This is a genomic window from Bradyrhizobium sp. MI1.10, from assembly GCF_055811035.1.
This window is the reverse complement of the sequence record NZ_JBVVPN010000015.1, coordinates 137,641-155,000: the sequence shown is the minus strand read 5'-3', so window position 1 is coordinate 155,000 and position 17,360 is coordinate 137,641. Positions and strand designations below refer to the sequence as shown.

Annotated in this window: 17 protein-coding genes; 6 read left to right on the top strand and 11 right to left on the bottom strand. The window is 65.4% G+C overall.

The features are described 5' to 3' along the window. Positions 1 to 29: 29 nt before the first annotated feature. On the bottom strand, positions 30 to 1,373 hold the full coding sequence (locus AC0L3K_RS17865; protein ID WP_007596211.1) for an ABC transporter substrate-binding protein: 1,344 nt from the start codon (positions 1,371 to 1,373) through the stop codon (positions 30 to 32). Positions 1,374 to 1,460: 87 nt separating this feature from the next. Next, the gene (locus AC0L3K_RS17860; protein ID WP_473366536.1) at positions 1,461 to 2,504 is read right to left on the bottom strand and encodes a C-terminal binding protein; all 1,044 of its coding nucleotides are present in this window, start codon (positions 2,502 to 2,504) and stop codon (positions 1,461 to 1,463) included. Positions 2,505 to 2,755: 251 nt separating this feature from the next. Here AC0L3K_RS17860 and AC0L3K_RS17855 point away from each other — a divergent pair, with 251 nt between their 5' ends. Then, positions 2,756 to 4,441, top strand: coding sequence for a methyl-accepting chemotaxis protein (locus AC0L3K_RS17855; RefSeq protein ID WP_473366535.1), 1,686 nt, complete (start codon positions 2,756 to 2,758; stop codon positions 4,439 to 4,441). 120 nt (positions 4,442 to 4,561) lie between these two features. Here AC0L3K_RS17855 and AC0L3K_RS17850 read toward each other — a convergent pair whose 3' ends face one another. Both AC0L3K_RS17850 and AC0L3K_RS17845 read right to left on the bottom strand, forming a co-directional pair. Beyond that, a complete protein-coding gene (locus AC0L3K_RS17850) occupies positions 4,562 to 5,539 on the bottom strand; it encodes a Bug family tripartite tricarboxylate transporter substrate binding protein (protein ID WP_354160071.1) in 978 nt (325 codons plus the stop codon). Between the two features lie 97 nt (positions 5,540 to 5,636). Next, positions 5,637 to 6,572 carry a DMT family transporter gene (locus AC0L3K_RS17845; protein WP_007614154.1) on the bottom strand — a complete coding sequence of 312 codons (936 nt, stop codon included), beginning with the start codon at positions 6,570 to 6,572 and terminating at the stop codon, positions 5,637 to 5,639. A gap of 105 nt (positions 6,573 to 6,677) precedes the next feature. On the opposite strand from AC0L3K_RS17845, the gene AC0L3K_RS17840 reads away from it, so the two are divergent. After that, positions 6,678 to 7,067, top strand: coding sequence for a DUF1330 domain-containing protein (locus AC0L3K_RS17840; RefSeq protein WP_007596202.1), 390 nt, complete (start codon positions 6,678 to 6,680; stop codon positions 7,065 to 7,067). A 55-nt stretch (positions 7,068 to 7,122) separates the two neighbouring features. On the opposite strand, the gene AC0L3K_RS17835 is transcribed toward AC0L3K_RS17840, so the two are convergent. Together AC0L3K_RS17835 and mgtA are read right to left on the bottom strand one after the other, a co-directional pair. Then, on the bottom strand, positions 7,123 to 8,055 hold the full coding sequence (locus AC0L3K_RS17835; protein WP_473366534.1) for a DMT family transporter: 933 nt from the start codon (positions 8,053 to 8,055) through the stop codon (positions 7,123 to 7,125). 153 nt (positions 8,056 to 8,208) lie between these two features. Beyond that, positions 8,209 to 10,707 (bottom strand): magnesium-translocating P-type ATPase, encoded by a 2,499-nt coding sequence (gene mgtA, locus AC0L3K_RS17830; RefSeq protein WP_473366533.1) that lies wholly within the window; start codon positions 10,705 to 10,707, stop codon positions 8,209 to 8,211. A 405-nt stretch (positions 10,708 to 11,112) separates the two neighbouring features. Between mgtA and AC0L3K_RS17825 the strand changes: the two genes are divergently transcribed. Together AC0L3K_RS17825 and AC0L3K_RS17820 are read left to right on the top strand one after the other, a co-directional pair. Then, positions 11,113 to 12,405, top strand: coding sequence for an adenylosuccinate synthase (locus tag AC0L3K_RS17825; protein ID WP_007596197.1), 1,293 nt, complete (start codon positions 11,113 to 11,115; stop codon positions 12,403 to 12,405). Between the two features lie 37 nt (positions 12,406 to 12,442). After that, positions 12,443 to 14,068 (top strand): hypothetical protein, encoded by a 1,626-nt coding sequence (locus tag AC0L3K_RS17820; protein ID WP_473366532.1) that lies wholly within the window; start codon positions 12,443 to 12,445, stop codon positions 14,066 to 14,068. A gap of 157 nt (positions 14,069 to 14,225) precedes the next feature. Here AC0L3K_RS17820 and AC0L3K_RS17815 read toward each other — a convergent pair whose 3' ends face one another. From AC0L3K_RS17815 to AC0L3K_RS17805, 3 genes are all read right to left on the bottom strand, one after another. Then, entirely contained in the window at positions 14,226 to 14,495 is a 270-nt protein-coding gene (locus AC0L3K_RS17815; protein WP_473366531.1) for a hypothetical protein, read from the bottom strand. A gap of 260 nt (positions 14,496 to 14,755) precedes the next feature. After that, on the bottom strand, positions 14,756 to 14,983 hold the full coding sequence (locus AC0L3K_RS17810; protein ID WP_007596192.1) for a hypothetical protein: 228 nt from the start codon (positions 14,981 to 14,983) through the stop codon (positions 14,756 to 14,758). Between the two features lie 37 nt (positions 14,984 to 15,020). Then, positions 15,021 to 15,266, bottom strand: a complete 246-nt coding sequence (locus AC0L3K_RS17805; RefSeq protein ID WP_007596191.1) for a cysteine rich repeat-containing protein — start codon at positions 15,264 to 15,266, stop codon at positions 15,021 to 15,023. 143 nt (positions 15,267 to 15,409) lie between these two features. Here AC0L3K_RS17805 and AC0L3K_RS17800 point away from each other — a divergent pair, with 143 nt between their 5' ends. Beyond that, the gene (locus tag AC0L3K_RS17800) at positions 15,410 to 15,835 is read left to right on the top strand and encodes a DUF5413 family protein (protein ID WP_007596190.1); all 426 of its coding nucleotides are present in this window, start codon (positions 15,410 to 15,412) and stop codon (positions 15,833 to 15,835) included. A 61-nt stretch (positions 15,836 to 15,896) separates the two neighbouring features. After that, complete coding sequence (locus AC0L3K_RS17795) at positions 15,897 to 16,454, top strand: DUF4112 domain-containing protein (protein ID WP_088941332.1); 558 nt, start codon at positions 15,897 to 15,899, stop codon at positions 16,452 to 16,454. 79 nt (positions 16,455 to 16,533) lie between these two features. Here AC0L3K_RS17795 and AC0L3K_RS17790 read toward each other — a convergent pair whose 3' ends face one another. Both AC0L3K_RS17790 and AC0L3K_RS17785 read right to left on the bottom strand, forming a co-directional pair. Further along, positions 16,534 to 16,827, bottom strand: coding sequence for a hypothetical protein (locus AC0L3K_RS17790; RefSeq protein WP_007596188.1), 294 nt, complete (start codon positions 16,825 to 16,827; stop codon positions 16,534 to 16,536). Between the two features lie 211 nt (positions 16,828 to 17,038). Continuing rightward, positions 17,039 to 17,203 (bottom strand): DUF3309 family protein, encoded by a 165-nt coding sequence (locus AC0L3K_RS17785; RefSeq protein ID WP_007596187.1) that lies wholly within the window; start codon positions 17,201 to 17,203, stop codon positions 17,039 to 17,041. Between the last annotated feature and the right edge of the window lie 157 nt (positions 17,204 to 17,360).

Below are 17,360 nucleotides of genomic sequence, written 5' to 3'. Positions count from 1 at the left end.
CGCCATGACGGTCGCTTTATCGTCGGGCGCTACTTCTGCCGCCGGAAGTACCGCTTGCAGCGCTGCTCGGCTTCCGCGGCCGCGGCTTCCGGCGTGGCAGCGCCGGTCGCGACGGACGCGAACATCTGAATCAGCACGTAGTCGGCGCTGACGGCGCCGGTCGCGGTCGAGATCGGGCCCGCGTAGCCGTCGTAATAGGTGCTGTTCATCGTGTTCTTGAACAGCTTCACTTTGGGATCCTGCGACCACACCGCGGCCTCGGCATAGGCCGCGAGCGGCTGGGCCCAATAGCCGGAATTGGCGTTGAGCCACGGCTCGTACTGGTCCTTTTCCAGCATGTATTGCAGGAAGGCCTTTGCGGCGTTAGGATACTGGCTGTGCTTGAACACCATGGCGTTCAGCGTCAGGCCCGCCATCGGCGACACCTTGGCCAAGCCTTTCGGCAGCAACTGATGCTCGCTGTCGTCGGCGATCGCCTTGGTCGCCGGATCGTTCTTCAGCGAAAAATACAGCGAGACGCCGTTGGCGGTCAGCGCGATCTCCTGCGCAGCGTAGGCGCGGTTGTTGCTGACGTCATTCCAGGACGTCGTGCCGGCGATGAAGGTGGGGTAGAGCTGCTTGACCCAGTTCAGCGCGGCGATCGTCTCCTTGCTGTTGATGATGACGTTGCCCTCTTCGTCCAGCAGGGCCGCGTTGTGCGACCATAGCGCCCAGCTTGCGAATCCGTTGCCGTCCCCCTTGGCATTGCCGAGGGCGAAGCCCGCCGGCTTGCCGGCCTTCTGGAGCTTCTGGCACAGGTCGAGGATTCCGGCATGGTCTTCCGGCACCTTGTCGAAGCCGACCGATTGCAGGATCGACTTGCGATAGATCACGGGACCCGCGGTGGCTCCGAACGGCAGCCCGATCCAAATGGGGCTCTTGTTCTTCTTGCCGTAGCGCTGCGCCAGCGGCAGCCAGCCGCCGTACCGTTTGCCGAGGTAGTCGGCCACATCGGTCAGTTCGATCAGCTTGTCGACGTAAATGTGCGGTGCGTCGGAGAAGCCGATGATGATGTCGGGACCGGCGCCGGAATTCGAGGTCACCGCGGTTTGCTGGTTGATGTCCTCCCAGCCGACGAAATCGACCTTGACCTCGACGCCGGTCTCCTTGGTGAATTTCGCCGCATTGGCGCGGAACACATCCTCGTCGGCCTGGACGAAACGTACCGGTCGCAGCATGCGCAGGGATGCGCCTTTCTCGATCGGCAGTTTCGGTGCGGGGACGTCCGCGGCCTTGATCGTGGATTGGGCATTCGCCGGAGCACCGGTTGCCGCGATTGTCGCAGCGGACAGGCCCAGCGCCAAGGCATCACGACGTGTGATGTCGTTCCTCATCGGTTCCTCCCTATGTTTTTCCCTTCCCGGCGTTGATCGCCGGTGAAGGGTCTTTCCGGTTGCCGGCGCGCCTTCGCGGCCGCCCGCCTAGCTGTTCGGGCCGCGGTCCATGCTGACAGGTTGCCAGCGGCGGAGCGCGGTGTCTTGCAGCACCGACGGATTGACGCAGCTTACCGGCCACATGCCCTGAAGCACCAGTGACAATTCGTAGCCCACCCGGCGCTTGCGCGCCTCGTCGAACCGTGCCGAGGCGGAGGCGACGTGGGCGGTCAGGGTCACATTCTCCATGCCGAGGATGGGGTTGTTGTGCGAGGGCGGCTCCTTCTCCAGCACGTCGAGGGCGGCATGGGCAATCCAGCCCTCCTGAAGCGCCTTGATCAAGCTTTCCTCGTGCACGGTGGCGCCGCGGCCGGTGTTGATGAAGACCGAGCCCTTCTTCATCTGCCGGAAGTGCTTCTCGGTGAGCATGTGATGCACCTCGGGCCGGGCGGGGGCATGCATTGAGACGAAGTCGGATTGCGACAACACCTCGTTCAGCGTCGCCGGAATCACGCCGTGGTCGGACATCAGCGTTTCCTGGATGAAGGGATCGTAGGCCATCATTCGCAGGCCGAAGGGAGCTGCGCGCTTCGCAACTGCACGCGCGACGCGGCCGAACGAGATGAAGCCAAGCGTCTGGCCCATCAGCCGCGGAATCTTCGACAATGCCGGCCGGCCCTCGGCCCAGCGGCCGCTGCGCACCATCCGGTCCTGCTCGACCAGGCGGCGGAAGCCCGCGAGCAGCAGCATCATGGCGTGGTCGGCGACCTCCTCGATGAAGGTGTCGGGGATGTTGGTGACGGGAATGCCACGCGCGGTCGCGGCCTTGATGTCGACGCTGTCGACGCCGACCGAGCCGAGCGTAATGACCTTGCAGGTCTCCAGCGCGTCGATAATGGTCTTGGTGATCGGGATGCCCTTGGCGTAGATGGCGTCCGCAGTCTTGGCGGCGGCGATGAACCCGGCCTCGTCGGCCGGCGCCTCGACGATCTCGGCGTCGATCGGATCGAGCGCCTCACGCTCGTAGGAATAATCGCTGCTCGCGACCGTGAAGCTCGCGCCCTTCGGCGTCACCACCCTGTATTTCGGCATATCCAGCTCCCGATTTGGTTTCTTGTTGTGACCCGGACTTTGCGCGGGCCTGTGCGTCTTTTACGCGAAATCGGGGCGGGTGCGTACAATCGGCGGTTGCCGTGACGGCGATTGTGCGACGGCCCCGACGTTTCCTCCGTGCCTTTACGGGGCGCTCCGTAACAGGTTGCTAAGGGGTCGCCACTAAAAGTTGTTTCAATTGCGATCGATTCGCTCGTGCGTCCTTGTCCCTTTGTTGCCGGAGCCATCCCGTGAAATTGAGCAATCTGAAGATCGCCCCCAAGCTCGGCATTCTCGTCGGCGTCACCTTGTTCGGCCTGTGCATCTCCGGATTTCTCGCAGGCTATCTGATGAAGCGCGAGATGGTGAATGCACGCGTCGAGCAGACCAAGGCCATCGTCGAGGTTGCCCGCAACATGGCCCTCGCTCTCAAGAAACGAGTCGATGCCGGCGAGATGACGAAGGACGCGGCGATGGCCGAGTTTCGTCTGCTTGGCAACGCGATGACCTACGACAAGGGCGCGGGCTACCTCTTCGGCACTTCGTATGACGGCATCACGCAGCTTGCGCCCGACCCCAAGCAGGTCGGCCTGAACCGCATGAGCAATCTGACCAACGGTCGCAATCTTTCCAAGGAATGGATGGATGGCGTCAAGGCCAACGGCGAACTGCTGCTCTTCTACGAGTTCATGAAGCCCGGCCAGGAAACGCCGATCCGCAAGATCGGCTACGCGGTGGCCGTGCCCGGCTTCGACATGTATCTCGGCACCGGTGGCTATCTCGACGATATCGACGCCAAGATGGTCCCGATCTACTGGCTGCTCGGGCTTGCCATGCTCGGCATCGTCGTCGTCGCGGGCAGCGTCGCTTGGGGGCTTGGCCGCAGCATCAGCCGTCCCTTGGCGCTGCTCGGCGCCCGCATGAAGGATCTCGCCGAGGGCAAGCTTGAGGGCGACATTCCCGGCGTCGGCCGTGGCGACGAGGTCGGCGCAATGGCGTCGACCGTCCAGATCTTCAAGGACAACGCACTGCGCATTCGCGACCTCGAGAAAACCGAAGCCGATGCCAAGGATCGTGTCGCGACGGAACGTCGCAGCGCGATGGAGGGTATCGCCAGCGATTTCGAACGCAGCGTCAACGGCATCGTCCGCTCGGTCTCCTCGGCCGCGACGGGCATGCAAGCCACGGCGCAATCGATGACCGCGACCGCCAGCGACGCCTCTTCGCGTGCGGCGACGGTCGGCGCGGCCTCGCAGAGAGCGTCGGGCAACGTCGGCACGGTTGCCGCGGCTGCCGAAGAGCTATCGAGCTCGGTTGCGGAAATCTCGCGCCAGGTCACCCGCTCGACCGAAGTGGCGAGCCGCGCCGTCAACGACGCCGAGCGCACCAATGCCACGGTGCAGGAACTCTCCACCGGCGCCGAGAAGATCGGCGAGGTGGTCAAGCTGATCCACTCGATCGCGGCGCAGACCAATCTGCTCGCCCTCAACGCCACCATCGAGGCGGCGCGTGCCGGTGAGTCCGGCCGCGGCTTCGCCGTCGTCGCTTCCGAGGTCAAGGCCCTCGCCAACCAGACCGCCAAGGCGACCGAGGAAATCTCCGCCCAGGTCGCGGCGATGCAGACTTCGACCAGCGATGCGGTCGCCGCCATCGGCGGCATCACCCAGACCATCGCCGAGATGAGCGAGATCACCGCGGGCATTTCCGCGTCGATCGAGCAGCAGGGTGAGGCGACCCGCGAGATCGCCCGCAACATTCAGTCGGTCGCGGCCGGATCGAACGAGATCAACGCCAATATCGGCAGCGTCACCTCGGCCGCGGAAGCGACCGGCACGGCGGCAAGCGACGTGCTCACCAACGCCCGCGAGCTCGACAGCCAGTCGGGCGCGCTGCGCAGCGCAGTCGACGGCTTCCTCGCCAAGGTGCGCGCGGCGTAAGGCTTGCACTGAATTCGTAGGGTGGGCAAAGACGCGAGGCGTCGTGCCCACCTTTTCTTTTTGAGTTCGCGGTAACTTCTCGGTGGGCACGCTTCGCTTTGCCCACCCTACGAGACCGCCCTACTGCTTCTCGATCCCCGCCTCGCGGATCAGCTTCTCCCACAACACCAGCTGTTCGTTCACGAACGTGCCGAGCTGTTCCGGCGTGCCTGAAAACGCGTCCATGCCGAGGGTGGCGAGCTGGGCCTTGATCTCCGGCTTCTCGACGATCTTCCGGATCTCGGCGTTGAGTCGCGTCACGATCTCCTTGGGCATGCCGGCGGGGCCGAAATAGCCCTGCCACGACGAGATGTCGAAGTCCGGCACGCCGGCCTCCTGCATCGAGGGCAGGTTCGGCACCAGCGATGAGCGGTCCTTTGTCGTGACGGCAAGCGCGCGTAAAGCGTTGCCCTGGACATGCGGCAGGCCGGTCAGGATGTCTACGAACATCATCGAGACGCGGCCGCCCATGACGTCGTTGAGCGCCGGCGGCGAGCTCTTGTAGGGCACGTGCAGGAGGTCGAGCCCGGCATTGTGCGCAAAGGTCGCGCCCGACACGATCGCCGAGGACGAGCCCGAGGCGTAGCTCAGCTTGCCGGGATTGGCCTTGCCGTAGGCGATGAGTTCGCCGACGGTCTTGGCCGGCACCTCCGGGTGGATCACCAGCATGAAGGGCAGGTCGCCGGTGCGCGCGATCGGGGTGAAGTCCTTGACCGGATCGTAGGTCAGGCTTTTGAGCAGATAGGGATTGGCCGAATGCGTGGTGTTGGTGGTCACCAGCAGCGTGTAGCCGTCGGGCGCGGCGCGCGCGACATAGGTGGCGGCGATCATGCCGTTGGCGCCCGCCTTGTTCTCGATGACGATGCCGACGCCGAGGGCCTGCGACAAATGCTGCGAGATCAGCCGCGTCGTGGTGTCGGTGCCGCTGCCGGCCGCGAACGGCAGCACCAGCGTGATGTTGCGGCTCGGATAATTGTCGGCCTGCGCAGCGGATGCGCCAGCGAGACAAAGGGCGGCCGTGCCGATGGCACGCAAGTTTCGGATCAACGCTGAAAGCATGTCTGGTCGTTCCCTCTTTTTTCGTTGGCGGGGAACCTAGCGTCTCCTCGTCGAAATCGGAAGGCGCGAGTTTGTCGCCTCGTCTCGCGGTGCGGAATTACTTCACCGCAGACCCTTGGCGCGAGGCGATCACGACGCCGGCGAGCACCAGCAGGTAGCCGATCAGGTGGAACGGCTGGATCTTTTCGCCGAGCAGCAGGATCGCCATCGCCGAACCGAACACCGGCACCAGATGGAAGAACGGCGCGGCGCGGTTCGGGCCGATCAGCGCCACGCCCCGGTTGAAGAACAGATAGGCCAGCGTCGAGGGAAAAATCAGGATGTAGCCCAGCGTCGCCAGCGTCACCCCGTCGAGTTGCAGAACGCGGCCGCTCCAGGCTTCCCAGATCGCGGTCGGCAGCAGCATCGTCGCGCCGCAGCAGGTGGTGAAGGAGAGAAATGAGAGTTGGTGGATCTTCGGTCGCCGCGGGATGAAGGCAGAGTAGATCCCGAACGCCACCAGCGAGGAGGCGAACATGATGTCGCCCCTGTTGAAGCTGATACTCGCGAGCGCGGCGAGATCGCCGCGCAGGATGATGATCAGCACGCCGAGAAGCGAGATCCCGATGCCGGCGAGCTGCGCACCGGTCAGCCGCACGCCGAACAGCACCAGCGACCACAGCGCCACGAACAGCGGTCCGGCCGACTGGATCAGCAGCGCGTTCAGCGCCTCCGTGTACTGCATCGCCCAGTACGAGATCGCGTTGTTGAAGGCAAAGCCCACCAGCGACAGGAACAGCATCAGCGGCAGGCTCTTGCGCAAGTTCGGCCAGTCGCGCTTCAGATGCGGCCAGGCGAACGGCAGCAGGATCAGGAACACGCCGAACCAGCGGATCGTGGTCACCGTCAGCGGCGGCACATGCGCACCGACGTGGCGCGCGAGCACGATGTTGCCGGCCCAGAACAGCGAGCTCAGGCTGAGCAGCAGATAAGGCTGGTTGTTGAGCCAGCTGGCCGGATTGGAGGCGGGTGGCGCGGGCGAAGCGATCGTCATTGGCGTTCGACGCGAGCTTGCGCCGGATTTAAGTCGTGACACAAGTCACGCGGCCGCAATGCTACAATGCAGGCATGACCAGAGGAGGCGGCATTGGCGGTTAATATGTTGAACATCGACGGCCTGGATCGGCTCGATCGGCATGCACCGGTGGTGATGTTGAACCTGATGCGCTTCCACGCGCGCTCGGGCGACGGCGACGGTTCCGGCTGGGACGCCTATTTGCGCTACAGTGCGGTCACAGTGCCGATGATCAAGGCGCGCGGCGGCACGCTGCTCTGGACCGGCGACGCCAAGGCGGTCGCGCTCGGCCCGCAGCAGGGCAACGACTGGGATTTCGCGGCGCTGGTCTATTATCCCACGGTTGCGGCTTTCATCGACATGATGACGTCGGAGGCCTACGAGACCGAGGCCGATCCGCACCGCGTCAACGCCTGCGCCGAGCACGTCATCATTGCGACCAGCGAAGCGTACAGCAAGTTCAAGGTGAAGTAGCCTTGGCTGCCGCGCGGCACGGCGCTTTCCTTCTCCTACGACGGAGAAGGAGGACCTATGCCGCCTGCTTCCGTGACGCCACGAACACGCCGGCCAGCACCAGCGCGAAGCCGATGAAATGGAACGCCTGGGGGTGCTCGCCCAGAAACACCATTGCCATGATCGAGCCGAACACCGGCACGACATGGAAGAAGGGCGCGGCGCGGTTGGCGCCGATCAGCCGGACTCCGCGATTGAAGCAGAGATAGGCGAGCGTCGAGGGGAACACCGCGACATAGAACAGGGTCAGGAGGTTCGGCCCGTCGAGCTTCATCATGGGGCGCGCGGACAGCTCCCAGATCTCCAAGGGAATGAGACAGGCAGCACCGCAGCCGAACGTGAAGGCGAGGAACGACAGGCCGTGCATCGGCGGCCGCTTCAAGGTCAGCACCGAATAGAGCGCGAAGATGATCAGCGCGACGACGAAGATGAGGTCGCCCTTGTTGAAATCGATATTCGACAGCGTGATGAAATCGCCATGCAGCAGGATGATCAGCACGCCGCACATCGACAGCAGCACGCCGAAGGCCTGCGCCGCGGTGAGCCTGATACCGAGGATGGCGAGCGACCACAGCGCCACGACCAGCGGCGCGGCTGACTGAAGTAGCAGCGTGTTGAGCGCCTGCGTATGCTCCAGCGCCCAATATTGCAGCGTGTTGAAGGCGCCGATGCCGGTGATCGAGAGCGTGACCATCAGGCCGAGCTTGCCGCGGATCGCGGGCCAGTCCTGCGCAAGGTGTTTCCAGGCGAACGGCAGCACCAGCAGGAAGGCGAAGAACCAGCGCAGGAACGACAGCGTCACCGGCGGGATGTGACCGGCGGCGAGCCGCCCGACGATGGCATTGCCGGCCCAGCACAGCGCGGTGATGCTGAGCAGCAGGTAAGGCTGATTGGCGACCCAGTTGTGGCCGGTCGTCGCAGTGCCGGTGGTCTCGTCGGTGGCGGACATTGTGATCGTTGTGGCCCCGCGTCATGCGCCGAGCCTCCGGCCCGGCGGCATCCGGGCCGGTTCAAACCCGGCCCGTTCAAAGACACGGAAATCCGGCCGATATCAATGGCGCGAGGCGCATCGCGTCCATGCACGGCGGCGGCCGGAACCCGCTCAGCCCTTCAGTCCGGCACGGATCGCAAACGGCTTCAACAGTTCGGCGCAGGCGAGATAGACGACAACCAGAAGCGCGATGCCGGCCATCATGAGCGGTGGCGGCGCAACAAAGCCGAACCAGGCGCCGACCGGCGTGAAAGGCACCACCATTGCGACCAGCAAGGCGACCAGCGATGAGACGGACAGCACCGGATCGGGCCAGCTGCGCCACGGTCGGCCGTTGGTGCGAATGATGAAGATCACGAGGATCTGCGTCGCCATGGATTCGATGAACCAGGCGGTGCGGAATTCGTCCGGCGACGCTTGAAACAGCAGGATGAGGGCGCCGAAGGTCAGGAAGTCGAAGACCGAGGACAGCGGCCCCATGATCGCGGCGAAACGCACCAGCCGAGTCATGCTCCAGACCTGCGGCTGCGCGGTGGCCGCGCGCGAGACCTGGTCGAAGGGAATGCCGAGCTCGGAGAGATCGTAGAGCAGGTTGTTGAGCAGAATCTGCGTCGGCAGCATCGGCAAGAACGGCAGCGCCATCGAGGCGATCGCCATCGACAGCATGTTGCCGAAATTCGAGCTCGCGCCCATCCGGACATATTTCATGATGTTGGCGAAGGTGCGCCGGCCCTCTTCGACGCCGTCGGCGACGACTTCGAGATCCGAGGCGAGCAGGATGATGTCGGCGGCGGCCTGCGCCACGCCGGTCGCGCCTTCGACCGACAGGCCGATATCGGCGGCCTTCAGCGCCGGAGCGTCGTTGATGCCGTCGCCCAGGAAGCCGACCACCGCGCCGCCGGCCTGAAGGGCCTTCACGACGCGCGACTTCTGATCGGGTGCTAGCCGGCCGTAGGCGTCGGTCGATTGAACCTGGACTGCCAGTGCTTCGTCGCTGAGCTCGGCGATGTCGGCTCCCGATAGGACGCGATCGGCGTTCAGCCCGACCAGGCCGGCGAGCCGCTTCACCACCACCGGATCGTCGCCTGACAGGATCTTCAGCGTGATGCCGGTTGCCGCGAGCCGTGCGATGGCGGCTGCGGCCGTCGGCTTCGGCGGATCGGCGAAGGCGCAAAAACCTTCGAAGACGAGATCGGTCTCGTCTTCGGTCTCGACCTCGCGCGTTGCGCCGGTCCACGGGCGCGAGGCGATCGCGATGCTGCGGAGCCCTTCGCTCGCGAGCTCGTGCACGCGGGCGATCGCGCGGGTCCGGGCGCCGTCATCCATCACGCACAGCTCGAGCACCGCCTCAGGCGCGCCCTTGACGATGAGCAGCGCGCCTTCGGGACCGGTCGCGAGCACGGATCCCAGCCGCCGTGAAAAGTCGAACGCTTGCCTGCCGGCGAGGGTCCAGCCCTGTGCGGCATTCGACTGGCCGGCAACCAGCGCCGCGTCGAGCGAGCCGCGATCGCCGCCGAGTTTCGCGGCGATGGCGCCGAGCCGCGCGGCGCGGGCATCGTCCTTGCCGGCGGCATCGAGGCTCTTGGCCAGCGTGATCTCGGCCGAGGTCAGCGTGCCCGTCTTGTCCGTGCACAAGACGGTCATGGCGCCAAGATCGTGGATCGCGGCGAGGCGCTTGACGATCACCTTGCGGCCGGCCATGCGCCGCGCGCCGCGCGACAGCGTCACCGTGGTGATCATCGGCAGCAGTTCCGGCGTCAGCCCGACCGCGAGCGCGACGGCAAACAGCAGCGAGTCCATCACGGGGCGGCCGAACACCACGCGGACGCTGAGCACGACCAGCACCAACGCCAGTGTGGCGCGCGCGATCACGAGGCCGAATTCGCGCAAGTCGCGTTCGAACGGCGAAGGCGTCTGGGCCTCGGCAAGCGCGGAGGCCGCCGCTCCGAACACTGTGTCGCGTCCGGTCCTGACGACGAGCGCGATCGCCTCGCCGGTTTGCGCGACGACGCCGCGAAACAGTGCATTCGACGTGTCGTCTGGGTCGGTGGTGGCGCCGGCGCGCTTCTGTACCGGATAGGGTTCGCCAGTGAGCGCCGCTTCGCCCGCGGTGAAGGCTGTGCACTCCAGGATGAGCGCGTCCGCGGGAATGATGTCGCCTGAACGGACGCGCAGGATGTCGCCCGGCACCAGCCGATCGACGTCGATCTCGCGGAAGTTGTTGTCACGTCTGACTTCGGCCTTGAGCGCAACCGATCGGCGGAGCACTTCCGCGGCCTGCAACGCATGGCCTTCCTGGACGGTGTCGAGCCCGATCGAGAGCGCGAGTATCAGGACAATGATGAGCCCGCCGATATCGTCGCCGGTGAGCATCGAGACGATGCCGGCAACCAGCAGAATCAGAGACAGCGGCTCCAGCAGCCGGCGCATGATCGCGCGCGCCGCCCCCTCGACGCGTGGCCGCGCGTCGCTGTTCGGCCCAAAGCGATCGAGGCGCTCGGAGGCGTCCGCGGCGGTCAGGCCGGTGAGGCCGCAGCCCAGTCGCTTGCATAATTGATCGGGTGAAAGATGCCAGAAGCGGTCGTCGGCGTGCGCTGGACTGTCCGACAAGCAAGGCCCCCGATTCGAATTGTCTCGTCAGGCAAATGCCTCGAAATTCGGTGTAACCTGTTGACCTACCGCAATTTGGATGGCCGCGAGCGCCTGGCTTCGTTGGCATCCGCCGACTGAAACGGCGTGCTGCACGGCATTGACCTCGAGCTCGACCATTGCTGCGACCGCATCATCGAAGTGGTCGACGGCCGCATCCGGGCCTAACGTCGTAGAGCCCGTCCGACAAAGCGGATTTTTAGGGGATATCAAGGGCTTGGATAGCGCATTGGGCCCCGAAAAAGCCCCGTTCTTGCTTGCTTACAGAGGCTGCATCCTTTATCCGGTTGGCTGCCTCGCGTTCGAGCGGCCCCGGCCGTGATTGGGCTGGGCGCATCTAACAGATTGCATAGGGATTACCCGCGAATGGCCAATGTTGTCGTCGTCGGCGCCCAGTGGGGCGACGAAGGAAAGGGCAAGATCGTCGACTGGTTGTCGGAGCAGGCGGACATCGTCGTCCGTTTCCAGGGCGGCCATAACGCCGGCCACACGCTGGTGATCAACGGCAAGACCTACAAGCTGGCGCTGCTGCCCTCGGGCGTGCTGCGCGAGCAGAAGCTGTCGGTGATCGGCAACGGCGTCGTGTTCGATCCCGCCGCCTTCCTCGACGAGGTCACCAAGCTGCGGTCGCAGGGTGTCGCGGTCAGCCCGGACAATCTTCGGGTCGCCGAGAACGTCACCCTGATCCTGCCGCTCCATCGCGAACTCGACGCGCATCGCGAATCCGCCAATGCGGCGACCGCGATCGGCACCACCCGCCGCGGCATCGGCCCGGCCTACGAGGACAAGGTCGGCCGCCGTGCCATCCGCCTGATGGACCTCGCGGATCTCGACACGCTGCCGCACAAGATCGACCGGCTGCTGGCGCATCACAACGCATTGCGCCGCGGCCTCGGCCTGCCGGAGTTCGACGGCAAGGAGATCCTGAAGGAATTGACCGCGCTGGCACCTCAGCTGCTGCCTTATGCCGAGACCGTGTGGCGGTTGCTCGACATCGAACGGCGCGCCGGCAAGCGCATGCTGTTCGAGGGCGCGCAAGGCGCGCTGCTCGACGTCGATCACGGCACCTACCCTTACGTCACCTCGTCCAACACGGTGGCGGCGCAGGCCGCGACCGGCTCGGGGCTCGGCCCCGCCGCGGTCGGCTATGTGCTCGGCCTCTGCAAGGCCTATACGACCCGCGTCGGCCAGGGCCCGTTCCCGACCGAGCAGGACAACGAGACCGGCCGCAAAATCGGCGAGCGCGGCCGCGAGTTCGGCACCAATACCGGGCGCCCGCGCCGCTGCGGCTGGTTCGATGCGGTTCTGGTTCGCCAGGCGGTCCGGACCTGCGGCATCAACGGTCTGGCGCTGACCAAGCTCGACATTCTCGACGGCTTCGACACGATCGAGGTCTGCACCGGCTACAAGCTGGACGGCAAGGAGATCGATCATTTCCCGGCGGGCGAGGGGGCCCAGGCCCGGGTCGAGCCGATCTACGAGACCATCGAGGGCTGGAAGGAGCCGACCGCCAATGCGCGGTCCTGGGCCCAGCTGCCGGCCCAGGCGATCAAATATGTCCGCCGGATCGAGGAATTGGTGGGGTGCCCGGTCGCACTGCTTTCCACGAGCCCTGAACGCGAGGATACTATCCTGGTACAAAATCCGTTTGAGGCTTAACGATCTCTTACCGGGACGCGCGTATAATTGAGTAGAAATGGCTGATTACTATCCGCTGATCGCCCGCGCTATTGCCGCCCTGGACCCCAACGCTCCCGGCGAGAGCCGTCGCGCGCTCTACGAGCGGGCGCGCACGGCGCTGATCGCGCAGCTCCGCAGCGTGCAGCCGCCGCTCTCCGAATCCGAGATCACCCGCGAGCGGCTTTCGCTGGAAGAGGCCGTCCGCAAGGTCGAATCAGAGGCTGCCCAGCGTGCCCGCGAGGCCTCGCGCCCCGGTGGCAGCGCCCGCAGCAGCGGCAGCGGCGATGCCTTCCGCCGCGCCAGCACCCGCGCCACCGAGGGCAACGCGCCCGCGCCCCAAACTGCTGCCCCGCCGCGCACCCGTCCGGCTCCGCCGCCGCCGCGCGCGGACCGACCCTCCTTCAACGTCGATGACCAGGGCGACGCCCCGCGTGCGCCGCGGGCTCCGCGTTTCGACGCGCCGCGGCAGCCGGGTCCGTCGGCACCGCCGTCGATGCCAGAGCCTCCGCCGGCCGGACGTGATCGCGCCGGTGGGCGCCGTCCGCCCGACATGGGACCTCCGCCGCCGCTGCCTCCGGCACCGGGCGTGCGCGGCTTCCGCGACATCACGGCCGACGCCAACGATCTCGGCGGCGCCGCCGCGCAGGCCAACCGCGCGGCGCGCCGGACCTACGCCAACGTGCCCTCGCCCTCGCCGGAATTCGATCGGCTCGAGCCGAGCCTGGAAAATCGCGCCGCCGGAGCGGACGCGCCGTATTCCTACGACGAATCGATCGAGGAAGCTGAGCGCTACGCGCCGCAGTCGCAGCCGCAGCGTCCGCACATCCCCGTTCTCGACCGCGAACCGAAGAAGAAGCGCGCCCGCGCCCGCACCGGCTCCGTGTTTCCGTTCAAGAGCGCGATCGCCGTCGGCATCGTGCTGATCCTGGTCGGTGCCGGCATCCTGTGGGGCAAGCAACTGGTCCAGACCGCGACCAACCTGTTGAAGTCTTCGCCGACGCAAGTGGTGGAGGCGCCCAAGGATTCGTCTCAGCCGCAGAGCAAGCCCAAGATCCCGGATCGCGTCGGCCAGCCCTCGGCCAGCGACCAGCCGGTCGCGCCGGTGGCGCAGAAGGTCGTGCTCTACGACGAGGATCCATCCGATCCGAAGGGCAAGCAATATGTCGGCTCGGTGGTGTGGCGGCTCGAGCCGATCAAGGCGTCGGGCAACCAAAAGGCCGACGTCGCCGTGCGCGCCGACATCGAGATCCCCGATCGCAAGTTCAGGATGACGATGTCGTTCCGCCGCAACACCGACTCCTCGCTGCCGGCGAGCCACACCGCGGAGCTGACCTTCGTCCTGCCGGCGGACTTTTCAGGCGGCGGCGTCGCCAACGTGCCGGGCATCCTGATGAAGTCGAACGAGCAGGCACGCGGCACGCCGCTCGCAGGCCTCGCGGTCAAGGTCACCGACGGCTTCTTCCTGGTCGGCCTCTCCAACGTCGACGCCGATCGCAGCCGCAACGTCCAGCTGCTGAAGGAGCGCTCCTGGTTCGACGTGCCCCTGGTCTACGCCAACCAGCGCCGCGCCATCATCGCCATCGAGAAGGGCGCTCCCGGCGAGCGCGCCTTCAACGACGCCTTCGCGCAGTGGGGCGACTAGATCTCTACTCCGCGAGACCTCTGCATGGTTCGAGACGCCCGCCTCGGCGGGCTCCTCACCATGAGGGTTTGATATCTCGCCGCGAAATGAGACCTCATCCTGCGGGCCCGCCCCTTGGGCGGGCGTCTCGAAGGATGGCCGCAGGTACGCTCTCTCTCTACTGCGCCGTGGCTTCCCGCTTGCGCGATGTCGCGGCGGCGTGCTCGCGGTCCATCACGGCGCGGCAGCCGGGGCTGACCTGCGACCTGTTCCGTACCATGCAGGCGGTGATCCTGGGGATGTCGGGGATCTCACTGGAGCACAGCCGCATCGCATCGCCCGAGCACATCTGCTGCGCTTCGGACGAGAACGCGAAGCCCGGCGAGGTCGGGATTGCGATGGTGGTGGCGAGGGCGAAGAGAGTTGCGATCATCTGATTGCGTGTCATGCAGAGTGCGTCCCCGAGTTCCGTGGGCTTGAGCCACTTGATTTTGGGGCGCCGCACGCGGCTTGACCTGCCGCATGTCTCAGCCATCACGCCGGGACCTCAATCCCGCATGTGGTTGCTCGATCTCTCGTGATGTTCGAATCGAAAAGTGCTGCGCCGCCCGAATCAAGTATGCGCCATTGTCGCGCGGCCGCAATGCCAAGCGAAAAGGAATTCGCAATTGTTGCGCGCACGTCACGCACAATGCGACTCGCATGCGATCAGATCAACCGATCGGAGGATGCGCTCGCTGGTTCCGCATCGCTTGCGCCAAGGGCTGCGTGCTCTTCGACCGCCGTAACGCCCTTTGCCGTGAGCTCGAACAGATCGCCGTCCTTCATTACGTAACCGTCGGCGATCAGCTCGCCTATCTTGCCGTGCCGGTCGTCGGCAAAGGCGATGGATTGGCTGATGTCCCTCAGGATCGAGAGCTGTTCGTCGCGCAACATGGCTTCACTCTCCGTTCGCCGGGGATGGTTCCGGTCCTCACATGCCGTGACTCTGAAAGACCTTGCTGCAAGACCGCGACAGTTTGGCTCGGTTGGCTTGCAGGCAATTCTGCACCGCACCGTCATTGCCGAGGTCCTTGCGGCAGAAGCGCGAGGCGTCCCGCGAACAGGCTTGCTGCTCCTGCGGCGAACCCATATGGCCTTGTGCGAGAGCGGGCGCGTTCGACAGGCCGCTCACGGCCGTCAGCGCGATCGTCGCCAGGAAGAACAGTTTGCGGGACATCGGCGGCTCCAAATCTGACAGGTGAGTTTCAGGTCCTGTCTGAACTCGTCGCTATGCGGCTTGTTCCCAGGGCAGAGCCCGCGCCGCCGCTATTCAAGGTTCCTGCGGCGCTGCTATAACGGGGCGAAGGATGAGGGTGCCTGATGAAACGCTATCTCGTGTTTGCGCTGGTTGGCCCGTTCGTAGGCGGGTTCCTGCTGCTGCTGACGACGACCTATCAGTCCGGCTATTGGACCCAGACCAGTCTCGCTGAGGTCGGCAAGCTGTTCGCGGTGTTCTTCAAATCCCTGCAATACAGCTATCTGTTCGGCTTCCTGCCCTCGCTGATGATCGGGGCGGTCGACGACATCCTGGTCCACATCCGGCGGATCGGCCCGGTGCTGCGGATGCTGCTGGTCGGCGTGTTCGCCTTCATCCTGGCCTCGTTGACCTATAGCTCGCGCGGGCCGGACTCGGGCGCGGTGCAGTTCATCCTGTACGGCCTCGTCGGGTTCGTGCCGGCGGTGATTTCATCCTGGCTCGTGCACAGATATGTCGCGGAGCCGCAGCCGGCGGCGGCACCGACTTGAGGGCGCGACCTTCGATCACGCCGCAGCAACCTCCGCCGTGCTGGTGCGTTCCCTACAGGCCATGACCATGTCCGATGACGATATTCTTGCCCCGCGTCGATCCCATTCGGGAAGCCGCCCGGGTGCGGCCTCTTCGGGCAGCGAGGGGCGTGGGCCGATCATCGATCAGGACGGTCGTGAGATCCGGCCCGAAACACTGGAGCAGGGCTTTCGCGAGTTTCGCTTCGAGTTCGGCAAGGACAGTCCCTTCGCCGGCAACCCGTTCGGCAATCTGACGCGCGAGCAGCGGATCGCGCGGATCGAGGCGATCGCAAAGCTGCTCGACGTGGCCTTCGTGCTGCCCGGAACCAATATCCGCTATGGCATCGACGGCTTGATCGGACTGATCCCCGTCGTCGGTGACATCATCACCACCGCGATCTCGCTCTGGCTGGTGCGAGAGGCGAGGGCGCTCGGGGCGCCCTGGTACATCACCGCGCGCATGCTCGGCAATGTCGCCCTCGACGGCGTCGTCGGCATCGTCCCGTTCGCGGGCGACGCCTTTGACGTCATGTTCCGGGCCAACATGCGCAACGTGCGCCTGCTGCGCCGCTGGCTCGACAAGCAGCCGCGCATCTGACACTCCCGAAAATGCAAAAAGCGCGGCGGCCTTTCGGCCACCGCGCTTTCAGCGGACATCGGAGGTGCTTTACGAAAATTTACGCCGCGTCGGCGGCGTCGGTGCTGGCTTCCACCGGCTTGCGGTGACGGGGCAGCGGGAAGGCTTCGCTCTCATAGAGCGAGCGGATGCCGTTCTGGTCGAAGCGCGCTTCCTCGACCTGAAGATAGGCGCCGTTCAGCGAGTCCGTCGGCAACTGCTCCATCGCGAACTGCACGGCTTCGGCCGCGGTGCCGAACCGGCGATAGGTGAAGCCTGCACGCTTCTTCTTGCGGATCGCAGCGGGGAAGAGTTCGGCGGAAGTGTTGAAGTTGAACGGACGCAATGGACGCATGGTCAAAGACCTCGTGATCTCTCTGGGGCTTTAAGCGCGTGGGGTTGGGACGGGCAGAGGCCACCATTGAGTGGGCGCCGCACATGTCATTTTCGTCCTCTAATATAGCTCGTTTTGACAAAATTGCGACCCCCGCGATGCGAGATGATGAATCCGCGCATGGCAGCTCCGCAACTCGGAAAATTGCAATAATATCAGTTGCTTGGATGGTTTATAGCTTGCCAAGGAGCAGCAGCACGAGCAGCACCACCAGGACGAGGCCGCCGATCCCCATGCCGGAATGACCCATTCCGTAGCCGTAGCCACCGATGCGGCCCGACAAGCCGCCGACGAGATAAATGATCACCAGGATGATCAGGATGGTCCCAAGCGTCATGGCATCCTCCCTGGCGGCCGCCGCAACGCCATGGCCGGCCGCACCACCAGGGAAGAAAAGCACATCGCGGCCCCCGCGGGGGGGGGGGGGCCCCCCGGGGGGGGGGGGGGGGGTTGGGGGGGGGGGGGGGGGCGGGGGGGGTGTGGGGGCGGCGGCG